Raw genomic sequence first — 23,866 nt, forward strand, 5'->3', positions numbered from 1 at the left:
GACCGATTGTTGAACGGCGACTCAGTTCGTCTCAATACCCGATGCCTTCACCAATGCGCGCCACTGTTCGACGAGCGCGACATAGGTGGAGCTGAGCATCTCGGCTGGCGTGCTCGTGGGCGCCACGCCCAGTGCAAGAATACGCTCCCGCAGTTGCGGGTCGGCAAGCGCCAAGGACAAGCCGTCGCCCAGCTTCTTTGCGATATCGCCCGGCGTGGCCGACGGCGCCACAAAAATCTGGAATCCTCGCGCGTTGGAAAACCCTTTAAGCCCCTGCGCACTCAGGCTCGGCCATCCCGGATAAGCCGCGGTCCCGCTTGGGCTGGTGACGCCGATCAGCGTGACCTGTTCCTGATCCACGTAGGGCTTTGCTGATACCAGGATGCCGAGATCGATTTCTCCGGCCATCATCGCCTGAACGACGTCGGCTTCATTCTTGTAAGGCACATGCACCATGTCTACGCCGTTCTCTTTCTTGAGAACTTCACCGAACAAGTGGCCAGCCGAGCCATGCCCGAACGTTCCATATGTCAGTTTGCCAGGGTGATCTGTGGCATAGGTAAGCAGTTCTTTGACGTTCTTGACCGGCAGTTTCTTGGAAGCGATCAAGGCAAGCTGTGTTTCGCCGACGTGAGCGATCGGAATGAAATCCTTTCCGGAATCATAGGGTGGCTTACCTATCAAGGCTTCTGCTGCGCCGTGAGAAGTTCCGTTTGCCAGCATGATGGTGTAACCATCGGGTGTGGCGCGACGGACGTACGAGCCCGCAATGATGCCGCTGGCGCCTGGCTTGTTCTCGATCACGAAAGTAGCGCCGATCAATCCTCTGGCCTTGTCGCAGACGAGCCGAGCAAGAGTGTCGCTCAATCCTCCAGCACCGCTGGGGACGACTACGGTAATTGGTCGCGTCGGATAGGTTTGCGCGCGCGTTTCCGAGCCGGGTACAGCGAGCCCGCACAATATGCCCAAACCGAGCGAAAAATCGCGCCTCGAAAGACACATGGCGTTTCCCTTTGTTGTGCCGGTAGCCCAGCGGTCAGTCCCGGCGACACGCCACTTCTGATTTAAGTAGCCTAACTCTGAGCTTGCTATCTGCATAATTGAGTATTTCAATGCTAATCATGCCAAAACGCGATAGCTGACTGATGCGCGACCTCGATCTGGAATCCTTGCGTTGTCTCCTGGAGACGATCCGCCGCGGTTCGCTTTCTTCAGCGTCCCGGTCGCTCCGCTTAGCCCAGCCGGCGCTCACCCGGCGGATCCAACTCCTCGAGGCACAACTGGGTGACCGCCTACTTCATCGCCACCGACGTGGCGTTGAGCCAACTGAGAGCGGTCGACTAGTCCTGCACCGCGGCGAGGAAATACTGCGCATGTCCCAGGAACTGATCGATGAGATCAGGTCGGCTGCCGGAAAGCCGGCGGGCCTCGTGCGGTTTGGTTTTCCGCCATCGGTTGGAACGCTATTTGTCGGCCGAATTCTCGCGGAATGCATTGCTCGCTACCCAAGCGTCAAACTGCATCTCGTAGAGAACGTTTCACCGACAGTGCGGGAGGGGCTAATAAATGGCAGCCTAGATATGGCCATCATGAGCTGTAAGGCCAGCCACAACGATCTCAGGGTCATTCCATTATTCCACGAGCAACTCTGGCTCTTCGCTTCGCGGGAGCTGTGGAGTTTGAAGGATAATCCGGTGCCGTTGAGCCGACTGGAGAAGCTTCCCGTCATCATGGCGAGTTTTCTCCTGAAGCATCTTGAGCCTAAAGTTCCGCTTCAGGTAATTGCTGCCATAGACGCCTTACCCCTTGCGCGGGAAGCCCTCTTCGCTCGAGCAGGCTACGGCATCTTTCCGTATTCAGCATTGAGCCGAGAGTTATCCCACAAGGAGCTTAAAGGAGCACCGATCGAAGGGCTGACGGTGTCACGGGGGTTGTTCTTCCGCAAAAACAGGATGTTTTCGAACGCCATGCGTCTCTTGCAGGACTTGATCGAACAGCAGGTCACAACGATCAAAAAAGAACGGTCCAAAATATTTCTCGGAATCGATGGCGATGACTACATCGTGTAACGACGTTAGGCACCGGCCCCAGACTTCAAAGCTCGATATGGTCGCTCGGCGCGATTCGTGTAGCGATACGGAGAATAGCATCAAAGCAGAGGCCGACGAAATGATACTATCTTTCTGCAGTCGCACCTTTCTTTCGCGATGATCGCGACAAGATCAGCCAACGCTCCGTATGGATCGGCCGTGTCGTCGCTGGTGACGGTTCGTGACCGGCTTGGACGCAGTACCCTGTGTTGACGGCAATCAACAGATTGACCAAGGGACGATTAACTTGGCGGTCTCTTGGCTAGCGCGCCGTCGGTATCGCAGTTTCGTCTGGCAATGTTGCATTCGACAACGAGATGAGCGAGCCTGCTTCCGCAATGCGGAAGAACTTGAAGGCGGAACGAAAGGAGAAGTTGCGTGTCGAACCAAGCGGCCCATGTAGGGAAAGTATCGGGTCCGAAAGGGGCCGCAAGACGTAAGCGGAAGCCCCGAGCCGATAAACCGGATCCTGAAATCGGTCTCGATGGTCTCACCAGCCATGTTGGCTATGCGGTACGCCGTTTCCAAGTTTGGGTCTTTCAAGATTTCATCAAGACGCTCGCCCCTGTCGATATCAGGCCGGCACAGTATTCGGTAATGGCCGTGATCGACGCTAATCCTGGGCTCACTCAGATGGCTGTATCCGAGCGTTTGGGAGTTGAGCGGGCCCGCCTCGTACACCTTCTTGACAGCCTTGAACGCCGCAACTTCGTGAAACGGGCTCCGTCGAAGACAGACCGGCGCAGCCATGCGCTGCACTTAACAGCAGCGGGCGAGGTGTCATTGCGGCACTTCAAGCTGCTTGCAGCAGAACACGAGCGGCACGTGATAGAGAAGATCGGGAAGGAGAACCGGGACCAACTGCTTCGGATTTTGGAACCGTTCCGATAACGGCGTTCGAAGGCCGCCGGCTGCTTGCCGGTTATGCGGGCTTGTTTAGTTGGGTTTGGTCACGAGGGGACATCCGCCGTCGGCCAGCGGCCGGAATGCCTTATCCGCCGGAACAGTTCCAACAATCTTGAACACATCCCATTCGCCTTTCGACTCTGCCGGGGTTTTCACCTGCATGAGATACATTGCGTGAACGGCGCGGCCGTCTTGCCGCACTTCTCCCTTTCCAAACAGGGGATCATCGATCGGAAGCGATTTCATAGCGGACACCACCGCTCGGCCATCCAAGGCCGCACCGACTTTTTCTACCGCCCTGAGATAGTGCATCACGCCCGAATAGACACCTGCCTGCATATGATTAGGCATGCCGCGCTTGGGCTCACGCTCCTGATATCGCCTCGACCAATCCCGCGTCGCGTCATTCATATCCCAATAGAAAGCATTCATGGCAGTCAGGCCCTGCGCCGCCTTCAGGCCCAGTGACGTCACGCTCTGCAAATCGAAGATGAGCGCCACCAATCGCTGCTTTTGCCCCATGTTGAATTCGGCTGCCTGCTTGATCGCTGTGACGGTGTCGCCGCCCGCATTTGCAAGTGCCACAACCTCAGCATTCGATCCTTGTGCTTGGAGCAGAAACGAGGCGAAATCGCTGGAGTTGAGCGGATGCCGGACCGATCCGAGAACCTTGCCGCCATCCGCACTAATCTCATCAGTCGCTTGCTTTTCCAAGTCGTGTCCAAACGCATAGTCCGCCGTAACGAAGAACCACGTATTTCCTCCCTGCGCCACGATCCCACGGGCGAGTCCGTGTCCAAGTGCCCAAGTGTCGTAAGTCCAATGTACGGTATTCGGTGAACACCTGTCGCCCGTAAGCGCGGCCGTTCCAGCCCCCGAACCAATGATGACCTTGTTTTTTTCCCGAGCTATCTCTGCAACGGCGAGGGCGACCGCCGAATTCGGTAGATCGACGATGACATCGACGCCTTCAGTGTCGAACCAGCGCCTGGCGATTACTGCGCCCACATCCGGCTTATTTTGATGATCTGCCGAAAGTATCTCGACCTGCAACTTTGAGTTCTTCATGAAATCTTCAGCCGCAAGCTTCGCAGCAACGATCGAACCCGCGCCTTGGAAATCCGCATAGACGCTCGACATGTCGTTGAGCACGCCGATCCGGATCTTACCATCGGCTTCAGCACGACCGGGTAGCAAATTCACAAACAACGTCAGGGCAAACAGAACGCCGTATCGTAGCGGTTTCATTCGGTCCTCCCTCGCGAGCCGCATTTCGCACCTCTCATAGGCTTCTCACCCTTCGTTTTTTAACAACAATTGTTGTTGTTGACAACAATATAGTCAAGCATAACCAACGAATGCATTGCAAAACATTTGAAGCGATCAAGCTGCTAGGCTTGGCTTGTGACTGTAACCCGGTTCAAGTCTGTGACGGACAATGCGCCCATGCCGTCTAAGGTCAAGAGCACACGACATGCTTGGGGTTGAACCTCAACCTTGCCGGCGCGTTCGCTTGCAGTTAGCAAGCCGCACGCAACACGATGGGCTGTATCGATTGCAACAACCGAGGTTGTCAGAGTTGACGAGTAGCTTGCGCGCGTAGTTCGCGAAGGCTGGACGCAACAGTGAGGCGATCCAGATGCTCGAGCACCATCGCGTTGATGCTTTCGGCGATAGCCTCGAAGTGGGTCGTAATATTAGAGCTGATAAAACAGCGGTTGGGCACACCTGGACGCGAGGCCCAAAGTTTTTTGTCTTCAATCACGGCCTCGTAAATATCTCGCAGAGTTATGTCCTCGGCGGCTCGGGCAAGGCGCAGTCCGCCATTTTGTCCAATAGCCGAGGCCAGAATCCCTGCGAGGCCAAGTGGCCGAATTAGTCTCCTGACAAAACTGGGATTGGCGCCCAGCCCTTCGGCCAACGTCCGGCTTGTCGCTCTAACACCATCCTCGGTTGCGGCAGCCACCATTAACACCGCCTGCAGTGCCGTTGGAAAGCGAACGTCAATCACCGTCACCTCCTCTAGATCGTAATGGTTACAGTAATTATTGCATTTCAGCGAAGCTAACTGTATTAATCATTGTTACTTTTTGCGACGAACGCAAGAATCGTTTTTTGTTGGAGACCCAAATGCTTGAGGCCGTTGGCGAATCTATTAATCGACCACAAGCGCCGTGGGCGGCAATCCTAGCCATCGCAACTGGCGCCTTCGCCTTGGTTACGAGCGAACTTCTTCCCGTCGGCCTGCTACCGGGAATCTCTCATGATATGGCAGTAACTGAAGGCGTTGCAGGTTTCATGGTGATGGTGCCTGGCCTCGTTGCTGCGATAGCTGCTTTGTTGACCTTGGAGGTAGCAAGGGATTTCGATCGAAGACTCGTTATGTGCGCCTTGCTAGTGTTGCTCGCTGCCTCAAATGCCGTCGTGGCAATTTCAGAAAGCTATCTGTTTCTGATTGTGGGGCGGATTTTGCTTGGAGTTGCGATTGGCGCTTTTTGGACTGTTGGCGCATCACTTGGTCCGAGATTGCGATCCGGTGATGAAGGAAAATCGGCGACCAACATAATCTTCAGTGGGATCTCGCTCGGCACTGTCGCCGGAGTACCGGCGGGCGCCGTGATTGGCGCGTTGGTCGGTTGGCGGCAGGCGTTTTGGCTATGCGCCGCGCTCGCTCTAACCGTCACACTTGCGTTGACCTTCCTCATGCCATCGGTTCGTCCCAAAACGGCAACGGGCCTTCGCATTTTACCCACTCTGATACGGCGGTCTCGTATTCGCATCGGAATCGCCGCACTGATTTTTGGTATCGGGGGGCAGTTCTCTGCATATACGTATATAGCTCCTTTCTTGAGCAGTTTCTCCGGAGTGGGAGCCGATAGCATAGGCGAGGTGCTGCTTGCTTACGGAGTGGCCGCCTTTTTGGGTAACCTCGCTGGGGGCTGGGCGGCGGCAAAAGCTGTGAGAACTACGCTTGTCATTGTGCCGTTCGTGCTCGGCTGTGCAATCGCGTTGCTGTGCCTAGCCAACACGAATTCGACAATCGCAATAGGTTGCGTGGTACTTTGGGGTTTCAGTTATGGAGCGATGCCGGTTGCAATGCTCAATTGGATGCTTGCTGCGTAAGCATGCGGCGTAGGCCGCGGGCGGGCTGGTTTGTCCGGTTAGCGGCTAAACCTCGGGCTTTTCGGCCTTCGGCTTAACGATCGCCGCGAGTACCTGGCGGCGTTCTTCAATAATCCAAGGAGCGTCCTTGTGGATTGCGATCAGCTCTTTGAGGTTCTCGATCCCGTCATCGGTGAACGCCATCACCCCGTCTTCACCGACGCCGACGACCCATAGCTGGCCATCCTCGGTGTCCATTTCTTCGGCGACCTCGAACAGCCATTCCCCGTCTTCGCCGAGCATCTCAGCAACATGGCTGAGAGTGAACACGTGGCTAACCTTGTTGACGTGTCCCATCAAGCCGCCTGTGCCGCAAGGCCTTGCTGTTGCGCTGTCTTCCAGTTCCAGGGCAGCAGCTCATCGAGCCTGTGGGCGGAGTGGGTGGCGATGCGAGCGAGTACATCGGCGAGCCAGGCCTGAGGATCGACGTCGTTCATCTTGGCAGAGACGATGAGGCTATACATGGCGGCGGCTCGGCGCCCTCCGCGGTCGGACCCACAGAATAACCACGACTTTCTGCCCAATGCGATGCCGCGCAGCGCTCTTTCGGCTGCATTGTTCGAGAGGCAGACGCGGCCATCGTCGAGGAAGCGGGTGAAGGAGGTCCAGCGCTTGAACATGTAGTTCATGGCCTTGGCCAGATCGTGACCGCGGGTGAGCTTGGCGCACTGCTCGCGCATATAGGCTTCCAGATCGGCGACCAGCGGCGCGCTCTGCGCCTGGCGAACAGCTCTTCGGTGATCGGCGCTTTGGCCATTGATAGAGCGCTCTATCTCGAACAGAGCGTCGATGCGGCGCACGATCTCCATGGCGACGGGCGAGATGACGATCTCCTGCTTTCCGGCCGCTTTGCGCCGCGCGTTCTCCTCAAGATCCGCCATGGCGAAGAACGGCCGCCGGGCATGGACCCAACAGGCCGCTTCCCTGATAGGCCCAGGACTTCGCTGGGGCTCGTAGAGTTTGGTGTATCCACCGAAGGCGTCGGCCTGCAGGATGCCGCTATAGTTGGTCAGATGCGCCTGCGGATGCTCGCCCCTTCGATCGCGCGAGTAATAAAACATTGCTGCCGGCGGATCTGAGCCGCCGAAGGGGCGGTCGTCCTTCACATAGACCCAGCATCGAGCGACATCGCACTTGCCCAAGGCCAACACGGGCACGGTGGTGTCGTCGCCGTGGAGGCGTTCAGCTGCCATGACGTGGGCTTCCAACAGGCGCGATAGCGGCTCCAATACCGTGCAGCAAGCCCCAACAGCGTCGGCTGCGGTCGACAGACTGACGGGCACGCCCTCCAGCGCGTAACGCTCAGTCTGCCGGTTCAGAGGCTGATGCTGGCCGAACTTCTCATAGAGGAGCATGGCCAGCAGGCTCGGCCCCGCCCATCCTCGCGGAATCACATGGAATGGCGCCGGTGCCTGACTGATTTTCTCGCAGTCCCGGCAGGTGAACTTTTCCCGCACCGTCTCGACCACTTTCCACTGGCGCGGTATTGATTCCAGGGTCCGGGTCACATCCTCACCAAGCTTGCGCAGGCGATTGCCGCCGCAGCATTCACACGTCGTTGGCGAATCGATCACCACGCGCTCGCGGGGAAGATGATCAGGGAAGGTATTGCGTTCGGGACGCGTGCGCGTAAATCCGCGCACGGTCGTTGTCCTGGCGACAGCTCTCTCGGCCGCAAGCTCGTCTTCGGTGGCGCTGGATTCCAGCTCTTCAAACGTAAGCGCTAACTGGTCGATCAGACGAGACGAGCGTTCTGATCTTTGCCCGTGGACCTGGCGCTCAAGCTTGGCGATCCGCAGCTTCTGGCGGGCAATCAGCGCACTGTCTTCCGACGCCTTGGCACGGGCGACCGCAAGCTCCGCTGCAATATCCAGAGCCTTCGCGCGTTCGCTCGCCAACGCCTCTTTCAGAGCGGCTATGTCTTCGGGAAGAGCGTCGCGAGGCGTGTCCATGCAACCAGAGAATCACAAATTCAGTGCTTTGTGGTGCCCCAAAATGCGCATGATCTCATATTTTATTTCGCTCAGCCGGCGCTCTGCGGTCGCCATGTTAGTTGCGGATTCCTCCAGTCGATCCCTTCCAGCATATAAGCCATCTGAGCCGCTGAGATCGATACCGCATCTCCCGACGTCGCAGGCCAGATAAACTTGCCGCGGTCCAAGCGCTTGGCATACAGCGACATGCCTAACCCGTCGTGCCAAAGAATCTTGAGCAGATCACCGCGGCGGCCGCGGAAGATGTAGAGATCCCCCGCATGCGGGTCACGCTTCAAACTCTCCTGGACCGCGAGCGCCAGGCTTTGCATGCCGCGGCGCATGTCTGTGTGACCGGTGGCAATCCAGACCCTGACGTTGCTTGGGATCGGAATCATCACCGCCTCAGAAGCTCGAGGACCCGCTGCAGTGCTTCAGTGTCCACGTCACGGTCAACGCGGACCCGACAGCCGCTAAGCTCGATCTCGATTATGCCTACCTTCGCGCGCTCTTTAGCCGGCGATGGCCTTGTCTGCGCGACCACGGCCGATGCCGGAGTTGGTGTCGAAGTGATCTCCACAGGAACAAGCAATGGCGCTGCATCCCCGCCCAGCCGACCCTCGCGCGCCAACCGTCGCCACGTGAACAACTGGCTCGTGGACAACCCGTTGCGCCGCGCCGTCGCCGACACCAACCGGGAACCATCATAACTCTCAGCAACGATCCGCTGCTTCTCGTCCACTGTCCAACGACGGCGGGCGCCAGTCGAAACTACTTCCAATCGGGAGACCTTCGAAATAGGCGTATGGTCAGTCATACGCCTATGTCTTCATCCTCCGTCCTCAGCGCGCAAGGCGGCCCTCGCCGGAGCGATACCTTGCTGCCGCACCCGATCACCTTGAAGGCGCCTCCGCGATCCAAGTTACGACGGCACAGGTGGCAATCGGCAGCGGTGCGTTTTTCGGTGGACTACTCGTAGATCGCGCCGGCGTTGTCAGTGCTATGTGGCTTGGGGCGGCCACGACACTAACGATGGCCATGCTGATACTGATGTTGGGACGCCGTCACATGACGTAATGAGTCCCGTCGCTGCGACCAATCGGCACATTCAGAACCAGTGTCGGGGTAACAGAACGCCATAACATTGCGGGTTCATTCGGTCGCAAAACTCTCATTAGGCTTCTTCATCGCTGTTTTTTACAGTTGTGTCTCCCACCACAATTTAGTCGGGATTTGACGCATTGCAAAACAGTAGGGCTAGCGAGCTACTAGGCCCGGCTTCCCGGACCCGCTTCGAAACTTCTTGAGGCCATCAAAAAGTGCAGCGCGGCAGCCTACTCGTCGATTGCTTGAATGATTATTGCATTTTCTGGGCAGTTCGCCTGCGCAACGAAGGCTTTCTCGGTGGTTTCAGCCAATATCGGTCCCATCGCAACTTCCCGAGCGCTCCCGTATTCGTCGAGTTCAAAAAGCTCGGGTGCAAGCGCGCTGCAGCGCGCGTGTCCCTGGCATTTCTCCCGATCTACCCGCAAAATGACTCCGTTCGTGCTCTTGTGCAGATTTGGCTCGGCACCCTTCAAAAGGGCCTCAACCTGTCTCTTGATGTTTGCAAGTCCAATGCGCGCTTCATCGTCCATTCGAGTGATCTGCTCTTCTGTGGGCATTATCGGTCGAGCCGGATTACTCAAATGTCGCGTGTAACGGGTGCCATCCGCGGCCTTTTCAAAGGTGTAGCGGATCACGATCGGACCGATAAACCCGGTATCGGCTTGGACGGCCCATTGGGTCGGACGATCGGACTCGATCACCGTCCAATTCAAAATGATGTCACCGCGCTGAATGCGCCACTCCTCACGAAAACTTTCGCCGCGTGAAAGCGCACGGTCGGGGCTGTCGATCTTGTGGGACGCAGCCAGCCATTTCGGCCAGGAATTCGGATTGCAGACGTAGTCGAAAACCAGTTCCCTCGGCGCCCTGATTGTAATTCCATGCTGTCGATTGAAATGCATTTTAAAGCCTCATATATTTCGGACATCTTTTGCAGAGCAGACATGCTCACTGAGAACTACGGGCAGTCGCCTGGGGCCGCGCACCGTGCCTTGCGACCAAGTCATCGGGCGCGATGGATCAAGCGAAAACTCGGGAATTCGCTTCAACCACTCCTGAAGGGCTACTCGCAATTCCAACCGCGCCAGATTTGAGCCTATGCACCGATGAATGCCCAGACCAAACGCAACGTGCGGATTGTCCCTCCGATCGATGATAACCTCGTCCGGATTGACAAATTTCGACGGATCCCGGTTCGCTGCAGGAAATGACAGCAGCGTCATTTCTCCTTTTCGCATCGGACAATTGTTGAGTATCGTGTCTTCGGCGATCTCGCGCGCCATTGTTACCGGCGCGTAAGCCCTCAAAAACTCCTCAACAGCAACCGGAATAAGCTCCGGTTCAATCACAAGGCGCTTGCGGTCTGATGGATGCGTTGCCAAGTGCCAGATTGACGAGCCGATCGCGCTCCAGGTCGTATCGATGCCGGCAATCAGAAGCAGGCGTAGTGCGCCAAGAACCGCTTGGTCGGAGAATGGCTCACCGTTTGGAAGTCGAGCCTTGATCAGAAACGAGACCAGGTCTTCTCCAGGACTTTCTCGTCGTTGCTTGATTTGTTCCGCGAAGTAGACGGCTATCTCGTTTTCCGCAGCTTTTAGAACAGCCTCATTTGTTATCCCCTCCTGAAGCGCCATTGTGATCCATCTACGAAATCGATCACCATCTTCCGCAGGAATGCCGAGCATGTGGGCGATGAGGAGCACCGGGACGTGCTGGGCGTAATCCGCCGCGGCATCGCAGGATTCGCTCTTAAGAAACCCGTCGATCAGATCATTACAAATTGCCTTTGCCTGCGGTTCCAGCTTGGCAACCGCTTGTGGCGTGAATGGAGGGATCAAGGTCATCCGCATCGGGCGGTGTTCGGGCGGATCTGACGTGATGGGAGGCGAGTTGACGCGATATTCGCCATCGCGGACCACGACCCGACGAGATGAAAAACGCGATGGCTCGTAAGCGATCTCCCGGATGTCGTTATAGCGACTCGGAAAATAGACGCCACGGTACCGCGGAGTATGCGCGATCGGGCAGCGCTCACGCAGCGCGCGCCAGATCGGATAAGGATCGTCGACCCACGCGGGATCAAGATGATCCCAATCGGACTCCCAATCCGTCACTGGATCACCTGGCATTTCCTGCTCCATTTCCTTGCCAAAGCAGAGTTAATGCCATATATGACTCATATATGAGCGCTCGTCCAGCATCAAAAATGCCCCAAGCTGACCAGTCCAGCTTGACCGCGCAAGCCTATGCGCGGCTCGAGGAAATGATCGCGACGCTGAAACTGGCGCCCGGAAGTCTTATTTCGGAAGCAGACTTGTGTAGCCGCCTTCGACTAGGCCGCACGCCAGTCCGTGAGGCCATGCAACGGCTTGCACGCGACGGACTGCTGCAAATATTGCCGCATCGCGGATGCATCGTTTCAGAATGCCGGCTGGAGGAAGAACTAAACGTAATAGAAGCTCGCCGTCCCCTTGAGCTTCTCATTGTGCGAACTGCCGCCATGAGGGCGGATCAAGAACAGCGCCTAGAGCTTGGCAACATCGCGGAGGAGATGACCAAGACGTTGGCAAGAAACGATTTCGATGCGTTCGCCCGGCTCGACGCGGAACTCAATGAACTGTGCATGGCGGCATGTCGAAACAAGACGGCGGTATCAATGATGCGGCTCATCGCCACTCAAAACCGTAGGTTCTGGTTCGTTCACCACAAGCGTTCCTTACCCCAAGAAGGGGTTGAGGCTCATATCGAAATAGCTCGAGCGATTTCGATTGGGGACGCCGACGCTGCCGCCCTCGCAGCCGATCGTCTGCTTCGCTATGTCGAAGATTTGGCGCTTCGAGCTGTGATACCTGGTAGGCGCCTAGGCGCTTGAGTTAGCGGCGGCCAAGGCCTCCGCTCTGTCTGGTCGCGATTGAGGCCGGATCGCTGATAGAGGCCTCAGGCTCCGTCAATCTCAAAAGCAGCAAAATCACGTTCAGTTGCGACTAACGCTAAAGCTCGTCTCTCAAGGCTCCATAAAAGCCAGTGACGATTTGACATCGGCTTTCGGCTGAGAGACCGACTCGCGCGACCGGACGCTCCGAGACAGCCTGAGCGTTGGTAAGTCTAATAAATCAATCAAGGCGCAGCCCTCGCATGATACATACTTGCATGTTCAGGTATTCACATTTAGCGCCACAGGCATGAGATCCGCCGGCTGCTTTCGTGTCTCAAGGTACATTTCAAACCAGTTAGAAAATTCGACTGTCAAATGATCGATGTGCCCCTTCACCATTTCTGCAGGAGCGCCAGCTGGCCAATGTATCGCGAGGCGAGCGTCAAAGCCTGGGTTGGTATCACGAAACTCGTGAAGTAGATATCCTAGCACCTGGCCTGCTTGGGATTCGATCCTTGCCATCAGACGGTGGGGCATGTCCGGCTGAAGAGGAACCGGTGACTCGCTCCAATCTTGCAGAGGTTTCAAATGTAGAAGTTCTGGTCCGTGACAGTGACCGGTGACTTCCAGAACGCCCACCCTGCCATCTGGGATCAAGAGCACGCCTAGATGCTCTGGGTGGGCTCTCAACATCGCAGGCGTATTCGCTTGCAAGTAGCCGGTCAGATACCATTCGATGAACTCGGCCCCGCTTCCTTCTTCTATGTGGGCTAAAGCCACGGATTCCGCAAATCCAACACCCTCGCTCCAAGCTATTAGCTGGCTCTCGCTCGTTGCAACTTCGTTCCGGAACAGCTCTTTCATTTTCGCTGCATCCAACTTCCGGGCAAGCAATGCCATCATCTGCCGCGCCCTGCGCACCTCCATCTTAAGAACCGTCTCGCGGCTCAATGGCTCGCCACGATTAAAAAATATCACTCGCTGCATCCGGCCCCCCTCGAAGTGCGCTCTTGATTGACGAACATGCGTTTCCTGACCGGCAACCTGCAACAGTCCATTTGCTAATGCAAGTTATACTGCGATAATAAATGCCACTTCTATTGCTTTAAGAGGCTTGATATGAAGGGGAGCACAGTTGGTCGGATCCCTGCGCGGCGACCAGGTGGTCGTAGCACGCGGGTTCGCAATGCCGTCGTCGACGCGACCGTCGCGGAACTGCAGGAACACGGGTACGAGAAGCTGAATATCAGCGCTGTAGCTGTTCGAGCTGGCGTACATGAGACTTCAATCTACCGCCGCTGGAAGTCACGCGAAGGTCTGGTAACTGAAGCCACATTCGCTCTTTTTGCGGAAAAGATTATCGTACCGGATCGGGGATCACTTCCGGAAGACCTAATCGGACTGCTAGTAGCTGCCGGACGGCATCTCAGTAGTCCACTCGGTCACGCAGCCATTCAGTTCGGCCTTGCTGTAAGAAACGATCCTTTCGTCACGAAAGCAATGCACCAACAGTGGACACTGCGTTTCCAAAAGTTGAACCAATTGTTCGATCGTGCTGTAGCGCGGGGCGAATGGCCTGCGAATACTGACCCCTGGCCTCTCATGCAAGGCTTGCTCGGCGCAGTGTATCTCCGGGTTCTGGTGCTTCGCGAGCCAGTGACTTCACGTCACCTGCGTCCTCTGATTCTAGGGTTACTGATGCGAACCCAAGCCCCGCCAGATGCTAGACGCGATAGGCGGTCAAAGTCCGCGACGAAGAAACGGTGAAACTTCGCTTCGGCATAGCGAGAGCCGACGGATATGCGACGCTCGCGCAGGCAGTCGCATACACTCGCAAATAAGCCATGCCTTTCCATCGACACTAGCCTCGATAGACGGGAGAAGCAGGACTCGACCGATCGCAGACGGACGGCTCGACAACAATGAAAGCTTGCAGTTAAGAGCTTCCCGGACAATCCGTCGCGTTTCGACCTTTGCTCCCCTGGCACGGGTCTGAACTCGCACAAATGCATTCCTATTGCTTGCTCACCAGCGGACAGTTGCCCTCGCCTTCTGGACGAAACGCCTGTTCACCCGGGATGGTCGCAACAATTTTCAGCAAGTCCCACTTCGACGTCGACTCTTCAGGCTTCTTCACTTCAAGCAAGTACAACGGATGGATCTTGCGTCCATCGAGCCTGATGATGCCTTCGCCGAAAAGGGCGTCCTTGGTTGGCATGGCCTTCATCGCCTTTACAACGGCCTTGCCGTCTGCAGTGTCTCCAACCCTATCAACGGCCTTCAGATAGTGGATCACGGAAGCATATACGCCGGCTTGCATCTCGTTTGGATAATTATTGCGAGGGTGACGTTCCGCGAAACGCTTCGCAAAGGCACGAGTCTCATCGTTCATATTCCAGTAGAATGGGTTCATGATCTGTGTGCCCTGCGCCAGTTTGAGCCCTAGCGATGGGATGCCGTTGATTCCCAATAGGGGGGCTACAATCTTCTGCCTGGTGGTCAAGCCAAATTCGACCGCCTGCTTCATCGAGGTCGTAGTGTCGTCTCCCGCGTTCGCGATTCCGACTATATCCGCACCGGACGATTGGGCTTGCAGCAGAAAAGATGCATAGTCGGCCGTCCCAAGCGGATGGCGAACCGATCCAAGAACCTCTCCACCTGCGTCTCTTACACCGTCCGCGGCCTGCTTTTCCAAGTCATGGCCAAGCGCATAATCCACCGTCAAAAAGAACCACTTCTTGCCACCGCGTGCCACGATCAGTTTGCCGATTCCTCTCCCATAGGCGTAGGTATCATACGTCCAGTGAACGGTGTTGGGCGTGCATTTCGCCCCGGTTAGCAGCGCCGTCCCTGCTCCCGAGGCCACAAACACCTTGTTCTTCTGCTCGGTGATGTTAGCTACCGCGAGTGCAATGGCCGAGTTCGGCACGTCAAAGATCGCCGCGACGCCCTTGCTTTCGTACCAGCGCCTAGCGATCGTCATGCCGGTATCGGTCTTGTTCTGGTGATCGGCGGAAACGACCTCGAGCCGCTTTCCAGCGACCTTCCCGCCATAATCCTCAACCGCCATTTGGGCGGCGATCACCGAACCGATACCTTGATATTCCGCGAAGACACCGGATTGATCATTCAAAACACCGATCCGCACATGATCTTGTGCATTCTGCGCAACAGCATGAGACAAGGTGCCGACCAACGTAGCCAGCACGAGACAAAGCCTAAAGTTCATAGTTCCCTCCCCTCACGAAATGATACTTGACCCTAACGACTCGTTTGACGCGGACATCCCTACGGCGACCGCACTCCATCAATTCTTGGTTCTCTCCGGCGTCGATGGCTAGTGCGGACCTTTCATGGAGGGCTTTCCAACCGAACCCAAATTACGGCCAGCGCACCGAGCGCGGTCACGCCACCAACATAGAATTGCCCAGCCTGAAGAGAGGCTGTGACTACGGAAAGATACCCAACGACCGGCTGGCTGACGAAGGCACCGAAGCCACCGACAGTCGAAACTGCGGCAATACCGACTGCCGCCGATGTCGGTGTAAACACCAGCGATGGCAACGACCAGAACGGCCCCGTTGCACCGAAAACCCCTGCCGTGGCGAGACACATCGAAATCACGCAGAGCGGCACATCGGCAGCGAAGTAGACCGAGGCAAACCAACCTACACTGCTCACCAGCAAGGGAACGGCGACGTGATACCTGCGCTCCCAGGTTCGATCCGAACTGCGGGCCACCAGGTACTGCACACATGCTGCAATCGCGAACGGAAGGATGGAGGTTGCTCCCACCGCGAGCACGGACACTATTCCGGCATGGTGCAAGATGCTCGGGAGCCAGTAGAAGACTGCGCCCACGTTGGACAATAGCGCGATCGAACCGATGCACAGCGCAAGAAAGCGGACGCTGACCAACATCTGATTCCACCGAATCGGACGGATCACCTTCGTGCAATGGCGCTCGGCCTCGAGATCCTCAGTGACCAGAGCGCGCTCCGCCGGCTCGAGCCACACCGCTTCGTCAGGCGAGTTGGGCAACATTCGGAAGGCGACGATAGCCACAACGATGCAGGGGAGACCTTCCAGGAGAAAGAGCCATTGCCAGCCCGATAGCCCAAGGACCTTATCCATCGCACCCATGATCGTGACCGAGATCGCACTCCCGATGATGCCTGAGACTGCGAGGGACGACATGAATAGCGCCGTGATCCGGGCGCGGCGCTCCGCCGGCGTCCAAGTGGACAAATAGTAGAGGACCCCAGGAAAGAAGCCTGCCTCCGCAACGCCGAGGAGAAATCGCAGGCTGTAAAAATGCCAGTAGCTGGACATTAGTGCCAGCGCACTGCAACAAAGCCCCCACGTCAACATGATCCGCAACAAAGTTGCACGGAAGCCGATCCGGGTAAGCAATACATTACTTGGCACTTCGAACAACAGGTATCCCAGAAAAAAAATGCCGCTTCCAAACCCAAACACAGCATCGTCGAAGTTCAGTTCCTTTGAGAATTGCAGCTTTCCGAATGCAACGTTCGTACGATCGAGGACCGCCAGCAAATAGCAAAGCATCAAGATTGGTATGAGGCGTTGCGATATCTTCGCGTAGACGCGGACCCTCAATTGCTCTCTATTGCGTACCAGCATGTATCGCCCCGTGTGCGCATCAGCGGCTGCCCTTTGGTTGGGAGTGGCTGCCGCGGCGGTCTTCCGCCGCGGGCCCAACCTTGTCAAACCGCCGTACAGAACGTTCGGCCGCGAGCCTGGACCACCTCCGTCTCGACGAAGTCCCGAATGAGTCCCGCGATTTTCTTCGATCCTTCGTAAGGGGCCATATGGCCAAGCCCCTCGACCTCAACGAAGCGCGCTTGCTGCATGAGCGCTGCCATGGCCGGCATTGTGCGGCCGGACGGATCGTGGCTTCCGCGTAGCAGAAGCGATGGTGTTTTGATATGCTTGAGAAGATCTCCATAGTAGACTCCAGCAATGGCCTCCCAGCTCCAGGCAAAGGCAATGGGATCTATACCCAACAGCCAACTGCGGACCTCAGCCACTGAATTTGGATTCTGCGCGAAGAATCCCGGCGCGAACCAGCGGTTCATAGTGCTTTCGAGGAGCGGCTCCATTCCCAGCCGCGTCTCGGCAGCACGTTTCAGGAGTGTGTCTCGCGATTCGTCGGTCTGCACGTGCGTCGTCCCGGTGAGGACGGCGCCGGCAAACAACTCGGGCGCCCGCAGCAGAGCACCCTGAGCGACCATGCCCCCAAAGGAGCAGCCCACCAAGATCACATCGTCGAGCTGCTGGGCTCGCAGCATCTCGATCACATCGTCCGCCAGATCGTCCAGAGTAAACCGGCGAAGGGGTGTATCACTCCCACCGTGCCCGCGAAGATCGATCGCTATGCAGCGGTATTCTCGCTCTAGCTCTCGCATCATGGGAGCCCAGAACGACGCCCCCGTACCAATTGGATGCAATAGCACCATCACCCGTCCGGTACCGCTGGTCTGATATCCAATGGCAAGACCGTTCGACAAACGAATTTGCATTTCTTCTTCCTTATCCCTAAGACCAAGAACCTAGGATGCTGCGTTTGCAAACGGCAGCACGAGCCCTCGACACGTTCCAAACTCGAGCGGAACGAATCCTGCGCGCTCGCAGCTGGCACTCATGATCACTTCGTCGCCGTCCTCCAGAAACGAGCGCTGCTCGCCATTCGGCAGACAAACAGGCTCCCGGCCACGTTTCGTTAGCTCGAGCAAACAGCCCATCGCATTGGTTCCCTCGTTGGAAATGGTCCCCGAGGCCAGGATGTCACCAGGACGCAGCTTGCACCCATTGCTCGCGTGGTGTGTTGCGATCTGGCCAATAGTGAAGACCTGCTCGCGAAACGTCGCGCGACTCAACCGAAAAGGCGGATCGTCCTGCCGCCTCATGCGTTCGGTACGAAGCGCCACCTCGATCCAGATATCGATGGCGCCGTTGACACGATTCTTTTCGCCGTCCAGGTAAGCGAGCAGCGTCGGCGCTTCATCCGGTCGAACGTGCGGATAGCGAAAGGGCGCTAGAGCATCCATGGTGACGACCCAAGGCGAGATTGTCGTCAAGAAATTCTTGCAAAGAAGCGGCCCTGACCCAAGCTTCTCCCAAGGCTGAGTGTCCCTCGCGCTCCAATCGTTGAGGATCGTGACGCCGAACAGATGGTCCTCGATCCGCTCGATCGGCACCGGTTGGTGCAGCTCGTTACCGGAGCCGACGAAGAAAGCCAACTCGCCCTCGTAGTCAAGCATCGCAGTGGGCTGGAATCGCGGAGGTCCCTCGCCGCTCGGGGTCTGGACGCGCGGCCGGCGCAACGACGTACCCGATATGGCAACTGTGGAAGCCCTGCCATGATAGCCGATCGGCATATGCCAGAAACTGGGTGACAAGGGCTGACCCGGGCGATTTATCCGACCGCAGTTGATCGCATGGTGGTAGGACGTAAAAAAATCGCTGTAATCTCCGACCCGTGCCGGCATACGGAGCTCGACATCCGCAACCGGCAACAGCAGTGGCGACAAGCGGGAGCGATTCACGGTCCAGTTCTCAACGTCGGCAGCGAGCAATTTCGACAACCCGCGTCGAACATGCCGCCATGCTGAGCGCCCAGCAGCCATAAAATCATTCAGCGCGCATTCCGCGGATGGTTCGAACAGCGATGCGACATCGCGTCCGAGTTCCCCCGCGCTTGCGAGAGTGGAGAGATCGAGGACTTCGTCTCCGATCGCCACGACGCAGCGCCACACGCTTTCGCCGCGACTGCGGCCCACGCCATAAGGAAGGTTTTGAATCGGAAACGCGGAACCCGGCGTAGCCGACTCTACCCAGCTACGCCGCTTCGCATCATGGGTTTCATCGATCCCGTCGGGCGCCATCGTCATGTTGGTCCTCGCAGCGAACGATCCGCACCAACGTTGTTAGCGCTCAGCCGACCACTGTCCGTCTGCCGGACAAAGTCGCGGACATGATCGACAACGGCCCGTGGATTTTGCAGATGCAGGAAATGTCCGCCCTCGACCGCGCTGAAGCGGGCATTCGGTATCTGATTTGCGAGCTTGGCCACGTCAGCAGCGGTGCGAATGACGTCTCCGATCGCACCGAGCAACAGGACCGGACAATTGAGATTGCGGGGATCTCCTGCTAGCGGCAGCTGCGCCGGCACCTGTGACATCGCGCAAAAGCTCTCCGGATCATTGGCCAACCACCGAAGGCGATACTGGCCAAACCTTTCGCCATTTTCGCGAAACTCGGCAGGATACGATTTGCGCAAACTTTCGTCGACGACAGCCCGCATTCCTCCACGAAGGATCGTCTCGGCTCGTTCCTGCAACGTCAGAATAACCTGCGGAGATACGCGAACGGTTGGACTACCAAGGACCAAGCCAGCGACGCGTTCAGGATGGGCGAGAGCGAACGCAATGCATATGGCGGCGCCGAGCGCCACTCCAACGAGATAGATGCGCTCCGTTCCAAACTCACGTTCGGCTAGCAACTCAAGATCCCGTACTAGCTCACCAACTCCAATTCTGGTGACCCGTTCAGAGAGACCGCTGCCTCGCTGGTCGTAGCAAAGCACGCGATGATCGTCTCTAAGTTCCCTGGCCACATCGCCCCAACTTTCGATCGATCCGCCGATCTCATGCACAAGCACAATGCCAGGACGATCCGCATCCCCGGCCAAGCTGTAGCGAAGACTAACTCCGTTGATCTCAGCCCAGGCAACTCCTGGACTACAAGAAGAGAGCTCGCTCGACCGCAGCATCGTCAAGTCTCATTGCTTGATTATATCGCAGCATCACAAGACTTGACGAAATACGCGGAATACAGAGCAAGGCAGCTATAACACCTATACCGATCTTCAATATCAAACAGCTGCACATTGGCTTTCGGAATGACCCGGTGTAGCCGTAATGTGTCTCAGACAAGGAGCCACTGTATGAAGCCCGCTCCATTCCTTTATCATAACCCGGACACCGTTGCTGAAGCCCTGTCGTTGCTTAACTGCCTCGAGAACGCGCGTGCTCTAGCCGGTGGGCAGTCGCTTGTTTCGATGATGAACTTCCGCTTCGTGCAACCTGATCATCTTGTCGACCTCAAAAAGATTGATGAGCTCAAGAGAATTACATTTGACTCATCGCGCATTGCTTTCGGTGCAATGACGACACAGGCGGAGATCGAACACTCCAAGGACGTTGCTCGCCTCTGTCCCGTGCTACAAGAAGCTTTGCTCCATACCGGTCATCGTCAAACACGAAACAGAGGAACGATCGGCGGCTCGCTTTGTCATCTTGATCCGACCGCTGAATTGGTGGCCTGCGCGGCCTTACACGACGGTGCGACTTTCGTCGCTGCCAGCGAGCGTCACGGCGAACGACACATGGACTTTGCCGCCTTCGCAAAAGGTTACCTGGAAACTGGGCTTCGCCCGGACGAGCTTCTAGTGCGAGTCGAATTCCCCCTTTGGCCTGCCAATCACGGTTTCGCCTTCGAGGAAGTTGCGCGCCGACATGGTGACTTTGCAATCGTTGCGGTCGGTGCGCTTGTCGAACTTGCTCCCTCGCGCCACGTGATCCAACGCTGCGCTCTTGTGGCTGCCGGACTGAATTCAATTCCGATCCGGCTGACCGCGATCGAAAAATATCTGCAGGGACGACAACCGGACGATTCGTTGTTTGCCGACGCGGCGGGCCTAATCGAAATCGGAGATTGTCTTGCGGACGCTTACGTCAGCGACGCATATCGCCGTCGACTCGTCAAGGTCTTAAGCCGCCGAGCGGTTGCGATTGCGGTCGAACGAGCTCAACGAAGAAGCGTGCAATGAAGATCGAGCGTCTCCCCATATCCGTAACAGTGAATGGCGTAGCTCATTCGCGAGACGTCGAGCCGCGGCTCACACTCGCCGATTTCCTTCGGCATGAGCTCGCTCTGACTGGAACCCACGTTGGGTGCGAACATGGCGTATGCGGCGCGTGTACCGTTCTGGTGGATGGCAAGAGTGTCCGGTCTTGCCTTATGTTTGCAGTCCAGGCGAACGGTGAACTGGTAGAGACGGTGGAAGGTCTCGCGCCCGATGAGCAAACTTTGCATCCGCTGCAGCGCGCCTTCTCTGCCTACCACGCTCTTCAGTGCGGCTTTTGCACCAGCGGCCTGTTGATGACCATCATCGAGTTTTTGCGAACGACATCTACTCCCGATGAAGCGGCAGTGCGGGATACCCTTTCGGGTAACATCTGTCGCTGCACAGGCTATCAAGGCATTGTGGAAGCCGTCCTCGCGACAGCGCGTGGTGAATTCGATCAACCCCCGCGTGCAACGAAAGGATCGGCCTCGTGACTGGCAGTTGGCTTGGCAGGGCGGCGACGCGGCGCGAAGATGACGCCCTGCTTCGCGGCAAGGGACATTTCGTCGACGATATTCACTATCCCGGAACAGTTGAAGCAGCCTTCGTTCGCAGTCCGTTGGCGCACGCGCTTATTAAAAGTATCAATCTGGATCGCGCTCGAGTGCTGCCTGGGGTTCGCGGCGTCTTCACTCATCGAGACTTGCCGCGAGCGTTTCAGGGTCCCATCGAACTTCCCCCCGCCAATCCCGCTATTGAGCAGGTCTTCGCTCCGCTCGCGCTCGCGAGCGAAGAGGTCTGCTTTGTGGGCGAGACCGTCGCAATCGTTGTCGCAGACAATCGATACATCGCGGAAGATGCCGCCGCACTGGTCGAGGTGGACTATGATCCCTTACCGGCGATCGTCGATGCGCTCGACGCGCTTGCGCCGGATGCGCCAATGGCTCACACCGGCGCTTCAAGCAACGTGTTTGGACGCATGACGCTGCAAACCGGCCAGTTGGAGCAGGCGTTCACTGGCGCATACAGGACCTTCAAGGAACGCATCCACATTCACCGTGGCGGAGCATTTCCGATGGAGTGCCGGGGAGTAGTCGCTTTTTGGGACTTGCCCCTAGAAGCGTTGACACTGCACGTCAACACTCAGCTTCCCCACCGGTTGCAGCGCGCGTTCCTCGAAGCATTGCAATGCTCGGATCGACAGATTCGTATTGTCACGCCAGACATCGGGGGCGGCTTTGGCCCGAAGGCGCCTCCCTATCCGGAATACTTCGCGGTCGCAGCCGCGGCGCGGCTGCTCGATCGGCCCGTTAAGTGGATAGAGGACAGGCGCGAGAATTTCGTCGCGACATACCAGGAGCGCGATCAGTATTGGAATGTAGAAATCGCGGTCGAAGACGACGGTCGGATACGCGGCATTCGAGGATCTCTCGTTCACGAATCGGGTGCCTACATCCCCGCAGGCGTTCATACACCCTGGCTCTCCGCTATGACGCTGCCCAGTGCCTATGTCCTCCCGAACTATCGGATGGACGTGGTGCTCGCCATGACCAACAAGATTTCACAGGTCCCGGTGCGAGGGTCGGGACGGCCACAGGGCGTGTTTGTGATGGAGCGCCTGCTGGACCGTGTCGCGCGGGAGCTAAACCTGGATCGCGCCGAGGTTCGTCGACGAAACATGGTGCAGCCTGAGCAGATGCCCTACGACGTCGGCATCAAATTTCGCGACGGGACGCCGGTCAGGTATGATAGCGGCGACTATCCGCGTTGCCAGGCCAAAGCGCTTGAGCTGGCCGACTATGCCGGTTTCGAATCCCGGCGAACAGCCGCTCGCGAGCAAGGCCGATATCTGGGCATCGGGCTCGCCAACGGCGTCGAGAGCACGGGCCTCGGTCCGTACGAGGCCGCGATGATACGCATTGCGCCGAATGGCCGCATCTTGCTCGGGGTGGGAGGCTCCTCTCAAGGGCAGGGGCACGCCACGGCTTTGGCTCAGGTCGCGGCCGATCAGCTTGGCGTAAATATTGGTGACATAGATTACGTCTCGGGGGACACCGGTCTTGTGAGTATCGGTCATGGGACCTTTGGTGCCCGCATGGCCGTGACAGCCGGATCATCCGTGCATCTGGCAGCCGGCAAGATCGCTAGCAAGATTCGCGGCCTTGCCGCCTCTATGCTCGAGGTCCCAGAGTCCGAGATCGTGTTGCGCGGTGGGCGCGCCGAAGTCGCCACCCGCGAAGGTCCGAACAACACCGCCGGCCTGAGCCTCAGCTTTCGCGAAATCGCGCGCAAGGCCATCGGCATGCCCGGTGTTGCCATGTCGCCCGGTGCGACCCCAGGTCTAGAAGAGACTGCACACCACATGGTTGGACAAAACACCTATGCTAACGGCTGCCATGTCGTCGAGGCAGAGGTCGACATCAAGACCGGCCAGATCTGGCTGCGCCGTTACGTGGTCGTCCACGATTGCGGCAAATTGATCAATCCCCTCATTGTCGAGGGACAGATGCTTGGTGGCGTCGCGCATGCGATCGGCAATGCGTTACTCGAGAGAATGGTCTACGATTCCGAAGCCCAGCCGGTGAGCACGACGTTCGCCGAATATATGCTTCCGCTTGCGCCCGACGTCCCTCCGATCGAACTTGGCCATGTCGAGACGCCAAGCCCGCTCAATCCTCTGGGGGTCAAAGGCGCGGGCGAAGGCGGCACCATCGTCGGCATCGCGGCCATTGTGAGTGCCGTCAACGATGCCCTCGCTCCGTTGGGCGTCTGGATCAACGAAGCCCCAATCTCGCCGCAACGCATCTGCGAATTGCTGGACGACGCCCGCGGTCGGGCGCCGGATGAAGAAACAGGCCACCAGTAGACGTTGGGCTGGAAT

At 57.5% G+C, this 23,866-nt stretch carries 23 protein-coding genes and 2 pseudogenes; 9 read left to right on the plus strand and 16 right to left on the minus strand.

Translation table 11 applies throughout. The features are described from left to right. Window positions 1-21: 21 nt before the first annotated feature. Window positions 22-867 carry a Bug family tripartite tricarboxylate transporter substrate binding protein gene (locus tag ACVIIW_RS35865; RefSeq protein WP_456705021.1) on the minus strand — a complete coding sequence of 282 codons (846 nt, stop codon included), beginning with the start codon at window positions 865-867 and terminating at the stop codon, window positions 22-24. Between the two features lie 278 nt (window positions 868-1,145). On the opposite strand from ACVIIW_RS35865, the pseudogene ACVIIW_RS35870 reads away from it, so the two are divergent. The 3 genes and pseudogenes from ACVIIW_RS35870 to ACVIIW_RS35880 form a co-directional block, all read left to right on the plus strand. After that, window positions 1,146-1,328: pseudogene (locus ACVIIW_RS35870) on the plus strand (helix-turn-helix domain-containing protein); the annotation flags it as partial. 45 nt (window positions 1,329-1,373) lie between these two features. Next, on the plus strand, window positions 1,374-2,069 hold the full coding sequence (locus ACVIIW_RS35875; RefSeq protein ID WP_456705355.1) for a LysR substrate-binding domain-containing protein: 696 nt from the start codon (window positions 1,374-1,376) through the stop codon (window positions 2,067-2,069). Window positions 2,070-2,468: 399 nt separating this feature from the next. Next, on the plus strand, window positions 2,469-2,981 hold the full coding sequence (locus ACVIIW_RS35880) for a MarR family winged helix-turn-helix transcriptional regulator (RefSeq protein WP_456705022.1): 513 nt from the start codon (window positions 2,469-2,471) through the stop codon (window positions 2,979-2,981). Between the two features lie 45 nt (window positions 2,982-3,026). On the opposite strand, the gene ACVIIW_RS35885 is transcribed toward ACVIIW_RS35880, so the two are convergent. Together ACVIIW_RS35885 and ACVIIW_RS35890 are read right to left on the minus strand one after the other, a co-directional pair. After that, entirely contained in the window at window positions 3,027-4,244 is a 1,218-nt protein-coding gene (locus ACVIIW_RS35885) for an ABC transporter substrate-binding protein (protein ID WP_456705023.1), read from the minus strand. A gap of 325 nt (window positions 4,245-4,569) precedes the next feature. Beyond that, window positions 4,570-5,007 carry an RrF2 family transcriptional regulator gene (locus ACVIIW_RS35890; RefSeq protein WP_456705024.1) on the minus strand — a complete coding sequence of 146 codons (438 nt, stop codon included), beginning with the start codon at window positions 5,005-5,007 and terminating at the stop codon, window positions 4,570-4,572. On the opposite strand from ACVIIW_RS35890, the gene ACVIIW_RS35895 reads away from it, so the two are divergent. After that, window positions 4,986-6,119: an MFS transporter gene (locus tag ACVIIW_RS35895; protein WP_456705025.1), complete on the plus strand. Its 1,134-nt coding sequence runs from the start codon at window positions 4,986-4,988 to the stop codon at window positions 6,117-6,119. The two genes, ACVIIW_RS35890 and ACVIIW_RS35895, sit on opposite strands and share 22 nt — an antisense overlap. Before the next feature lie 45 nt (window positions 6,120-6,164). On the opposite strand, the gene ACVIIW_RS35900 is transcribed toward ACVIIW_RS35895, so the two are convergent. The 7 genes and pseudogenes from ACVIIW_RS35900 to ACVIIW_RS35930 all read right to left on the minus strand — a co-directional run bounded on the left by ACVIIW_RS35900 (window position 6,165) and on the right by ACVIIW_RS35930 (window position 11,367). Continuing rightward, window positions 6,165-6,455, minus strand: a complete 291-nt coding sequence (locus tag ACVIIW_RS35900; protein ID WP_456700490.1) for a hypothetical protein — start codon at window positions 6,453-6,455, stop codon at window positions 6,165-6,167. Further along, window positions 6,455-8,110 carry an IS66 family transposase gene (gene tnpC / locus ACVIIW_RS35905; protein WP_456700491.1) on the minus strand — a complete coding sequence of 552 codons (1,656 nt, stop codon included), beginning with the start codon at window positions 8,108-8,110 and terminating at the stop codon, window positions 6,455-6,457. Before tnpC ends, ACVIIW_RS35900 begins: the two co-directional genes overlap by 1 nt. 71 nt (window positions 8,111-8,181) lie before the next feature. Continuing rightward, on the minus strand, window positions 8,182-8,529 hold the full coding sequence (gene tnpB / locus ACVIIW_RS35910; protein ID WP_141340086.1) for an IS66 family insertion sequence element accessory protein TnpB: 348 nt from the start codon (window positions 8,527-8,529) through the stop codon (window positions 8,182-8,184). Then, window positions 8,529-8,948 carry an IS66-like element accessory protein TnpA gene (gene tnpA / locus ACVIIW_RS35915; RefSeq protein ID WP_310880253.1) on the minus strand — a complete coding sequence of 140 codons (420 nt, stop codon included), beginning with the start codon at window positions 8,946-8,948 and terminating at the stop codon, window positions 8,529-8,531. Before tnpA ends, tnpB begins: the two co-directional genes overlap by 1 nt. 517 nt (window positions 8,949-9,465) lie before the next feature. Continuing rightward, window positions 9,466-9,690, minus strand: a complete 225-nt coding sequence (locus ACVIIW_RS35920; protein ID WP_456705356.1) for a ferredoxin — start codon at window positions 9,688-9,690, stop codon at window positions 9,466-9,468. 39 nt (window positions 9,691-9,729) lie between these two features. Continuing rightward, window positions 9,730-10,140, minus strand: a pseudogene (locus ACVIIW_RS35925) (SRPBCC family protein); the annotation flags it as partial. A 9-nt stretch (window positions 10,141-10,149) separates the two neighbouring features. Further along, window positions 10,150-11,367, minus strand: coding sequence for a cytochrome P450 (locus tag ACVIIW_RS35930; protein WP_456705026.1), 1,218 nt, complete (start codon window positions 11,365-11,367; stop codon window positions 10,150-10,152). Between the two features lie 101 nt (window positions 11,368-11,468). Between ACVIIW_RS35930 and ACVIIW_RS35935 the strand changes: the two genes are divergently transcribed. Continuing rightward, the gene (locus tag ACVIIW_RS35935; protein ID WP_456705027.1) at window positions 11,469-12,110 is read left to right on the plus strand and encodes a GntR family transcriptional regulator; all 642 of its coding nucleotides are present in this window, start codon (window positions 11,469-11,471) and stop codon (window positions 12,108-12,110) included. A 282-nt stretch (window positions 12,111-12,392) separates the two neighbouring features. Here ACVIIW_RS35935 and ACVIIW_RS35940 read toward each other — a convergent pair whose 3' ends face one another. Next, on the minus strand, window positions 12,393-13,100 hold the full coding sequence (locus ACVIIW_RS35940) for a hypothetical protein (protein ID WP_456705028.1): 708 nt from the start codon (window positions 13,098-13,100) through the stop codon (window positions 12,393-12,395). A 132-nt stretch (window positions 13,101-13,232) separates the two neighbouring features. Here ACVIIW_RS35940 and ACVIIW_RS35945 point away from each other — a divergent pair, with 132 nt between their 5' ends. After that, on the plus strand, window positions 13,233-13,880 hold the full coding sequence (locus tag ACVIIW_RS35945; RefSeq protein WP_456705029.1) for a TetR/AcrR family transcriptional regulator: 648 nt from the start codon (window positions 13,233-13,235) through the stop codon (window positions 13,878-13,880). A 247-nt stretch (window positions 13,881-14,127) separates the two neighbouring features. On the opposite strand, the gene ACVIIW_RS35950 is transcribed toward ACVIIW_RS35945, so the two are convergent. The 5 genes from ACVIIW_RS35950 to ACVIIW_RS35970 form a co-directional block, all read right to left on the minus strand. Next, window positions 14,128-15,342 carry an ABC transporter substrate-binding protein gene (locus ACVIIW_RS35950; protein WP_456705030.1) on the minus strand — a complete coding sequence of 405 codons (1,215 nt, stop codon included), beginning with the start codon at window positions 15,340-15,342 and terminating at the stop codon, window positions 14,128-14,130. 122 nt (window positions 15,343-15,464) lie between these two features. Beyond that, window positions 15,465-16,757 (minus strand): MFS transporter, encoded by a 1,293-nt coding sequence (locus ACVIIW_RS35955; RefSeq protein WP_456705031.1) that lies wholly within the window; start codon window positions 16,755-16,757, stop codon window positions 15,465-15,467. 83 nt (window positions 16,758-16,840) lie between these two features. Continuing rightward, entirely contained in the window at window positions 16,841-17,656 is an 816-nt protein-coding gene (locus ACVIIW_RS35960) for an alpha/beta fold hydrolase (RefSeq protein ID WP_456705032.1), read from the minus strand. Window positions 17,657-17,686: 30 nt separating this feature from the next. Continuing rightward, on the minus strand, window positions 17,687-19,027 hold the full coding sequence (fahA, locus tag ACVIIW_RS35965) for a fumarylacetoacetase (RefSeq protein WP_456705033.1): 1,341 nt from the start codon (window positions 19,025-19,027) through the stop codon (window positions 17,687-17,689). Next, window positions 19,024-19,908, minus strand: coding sequence for an alpha/beta fold hydrolase (locus ACVIIW_RS35970; RefSeq protein ID WP_456705034.1), 885 nt, complete (start codon window positions 19,906-19,908; stop codon window positions 19,024-19,026). Before ACVIIW_RS35970 ends, fahA begins: the two co-directional genes overlap by 4 nt. A gap of 174 nt (window positions 19,909-20,082) precedes the next feature. Between ACVIIW_RS35970 and ACVIIW_RS35975 the strand changes: the two genes are divergently transcribed. Genes ACVIIW_RS35975 through ACVIIW_RS35985 form a run of 3 tightly spaced genes read left to right on the plus strand, consistent with a single transcriptional unit; the run spans window position 20,083 to window position 23,851 of the window. Then, window positions 20,083-20,967 (plus strand): FAD binding domain-containing protein, encoded by an 885-nt coding sequence (locus ACVIIW_RS35975; protein ID WP_456705035.1) that lies wholly within the window; start codon window positions 20,083-20,085, stop codon window positions 20,965-20,967. Beyond that, on the plus strand, window positions 20,964-21,479 hold the full coding sequence (locus ACVIIW_RS35980) for a (2Fe-2S)-binding protein (protein ID WP_456705036.1): 516 nt from the start codon (window positions 20,964-20,966) through the stop codon (window positions 21,477-21,479). Before ACVIIW_RS35975 ends, ACVIIW_RS35980 begins: the two co-directional genes overlap by 4 nt. After that, window positions 21,476-23,851, plus strand: a complete 2,376-nt coding sequence (locus ACVIIW_RS35985; RefSeq protein ID WP_456705037.1) for a xanthine dehydrogenase family protein molybdopterin-binding subunit — start codon at window positions 21,476-21,478, stop codon at window positions 23,849-23,851. The genes ACVIIW_RS35980 and ACVIIW_RS35985 overlap by 4 nt, the downstream gene beginning before the upstream one ends. The last annotated feature ends 15 nt before the right edge of the window (window positions 23,852-23,866 follow it).

This window comes from Bradyrhizobium sp. USDA 4449 (assembly GCF_054056275.1).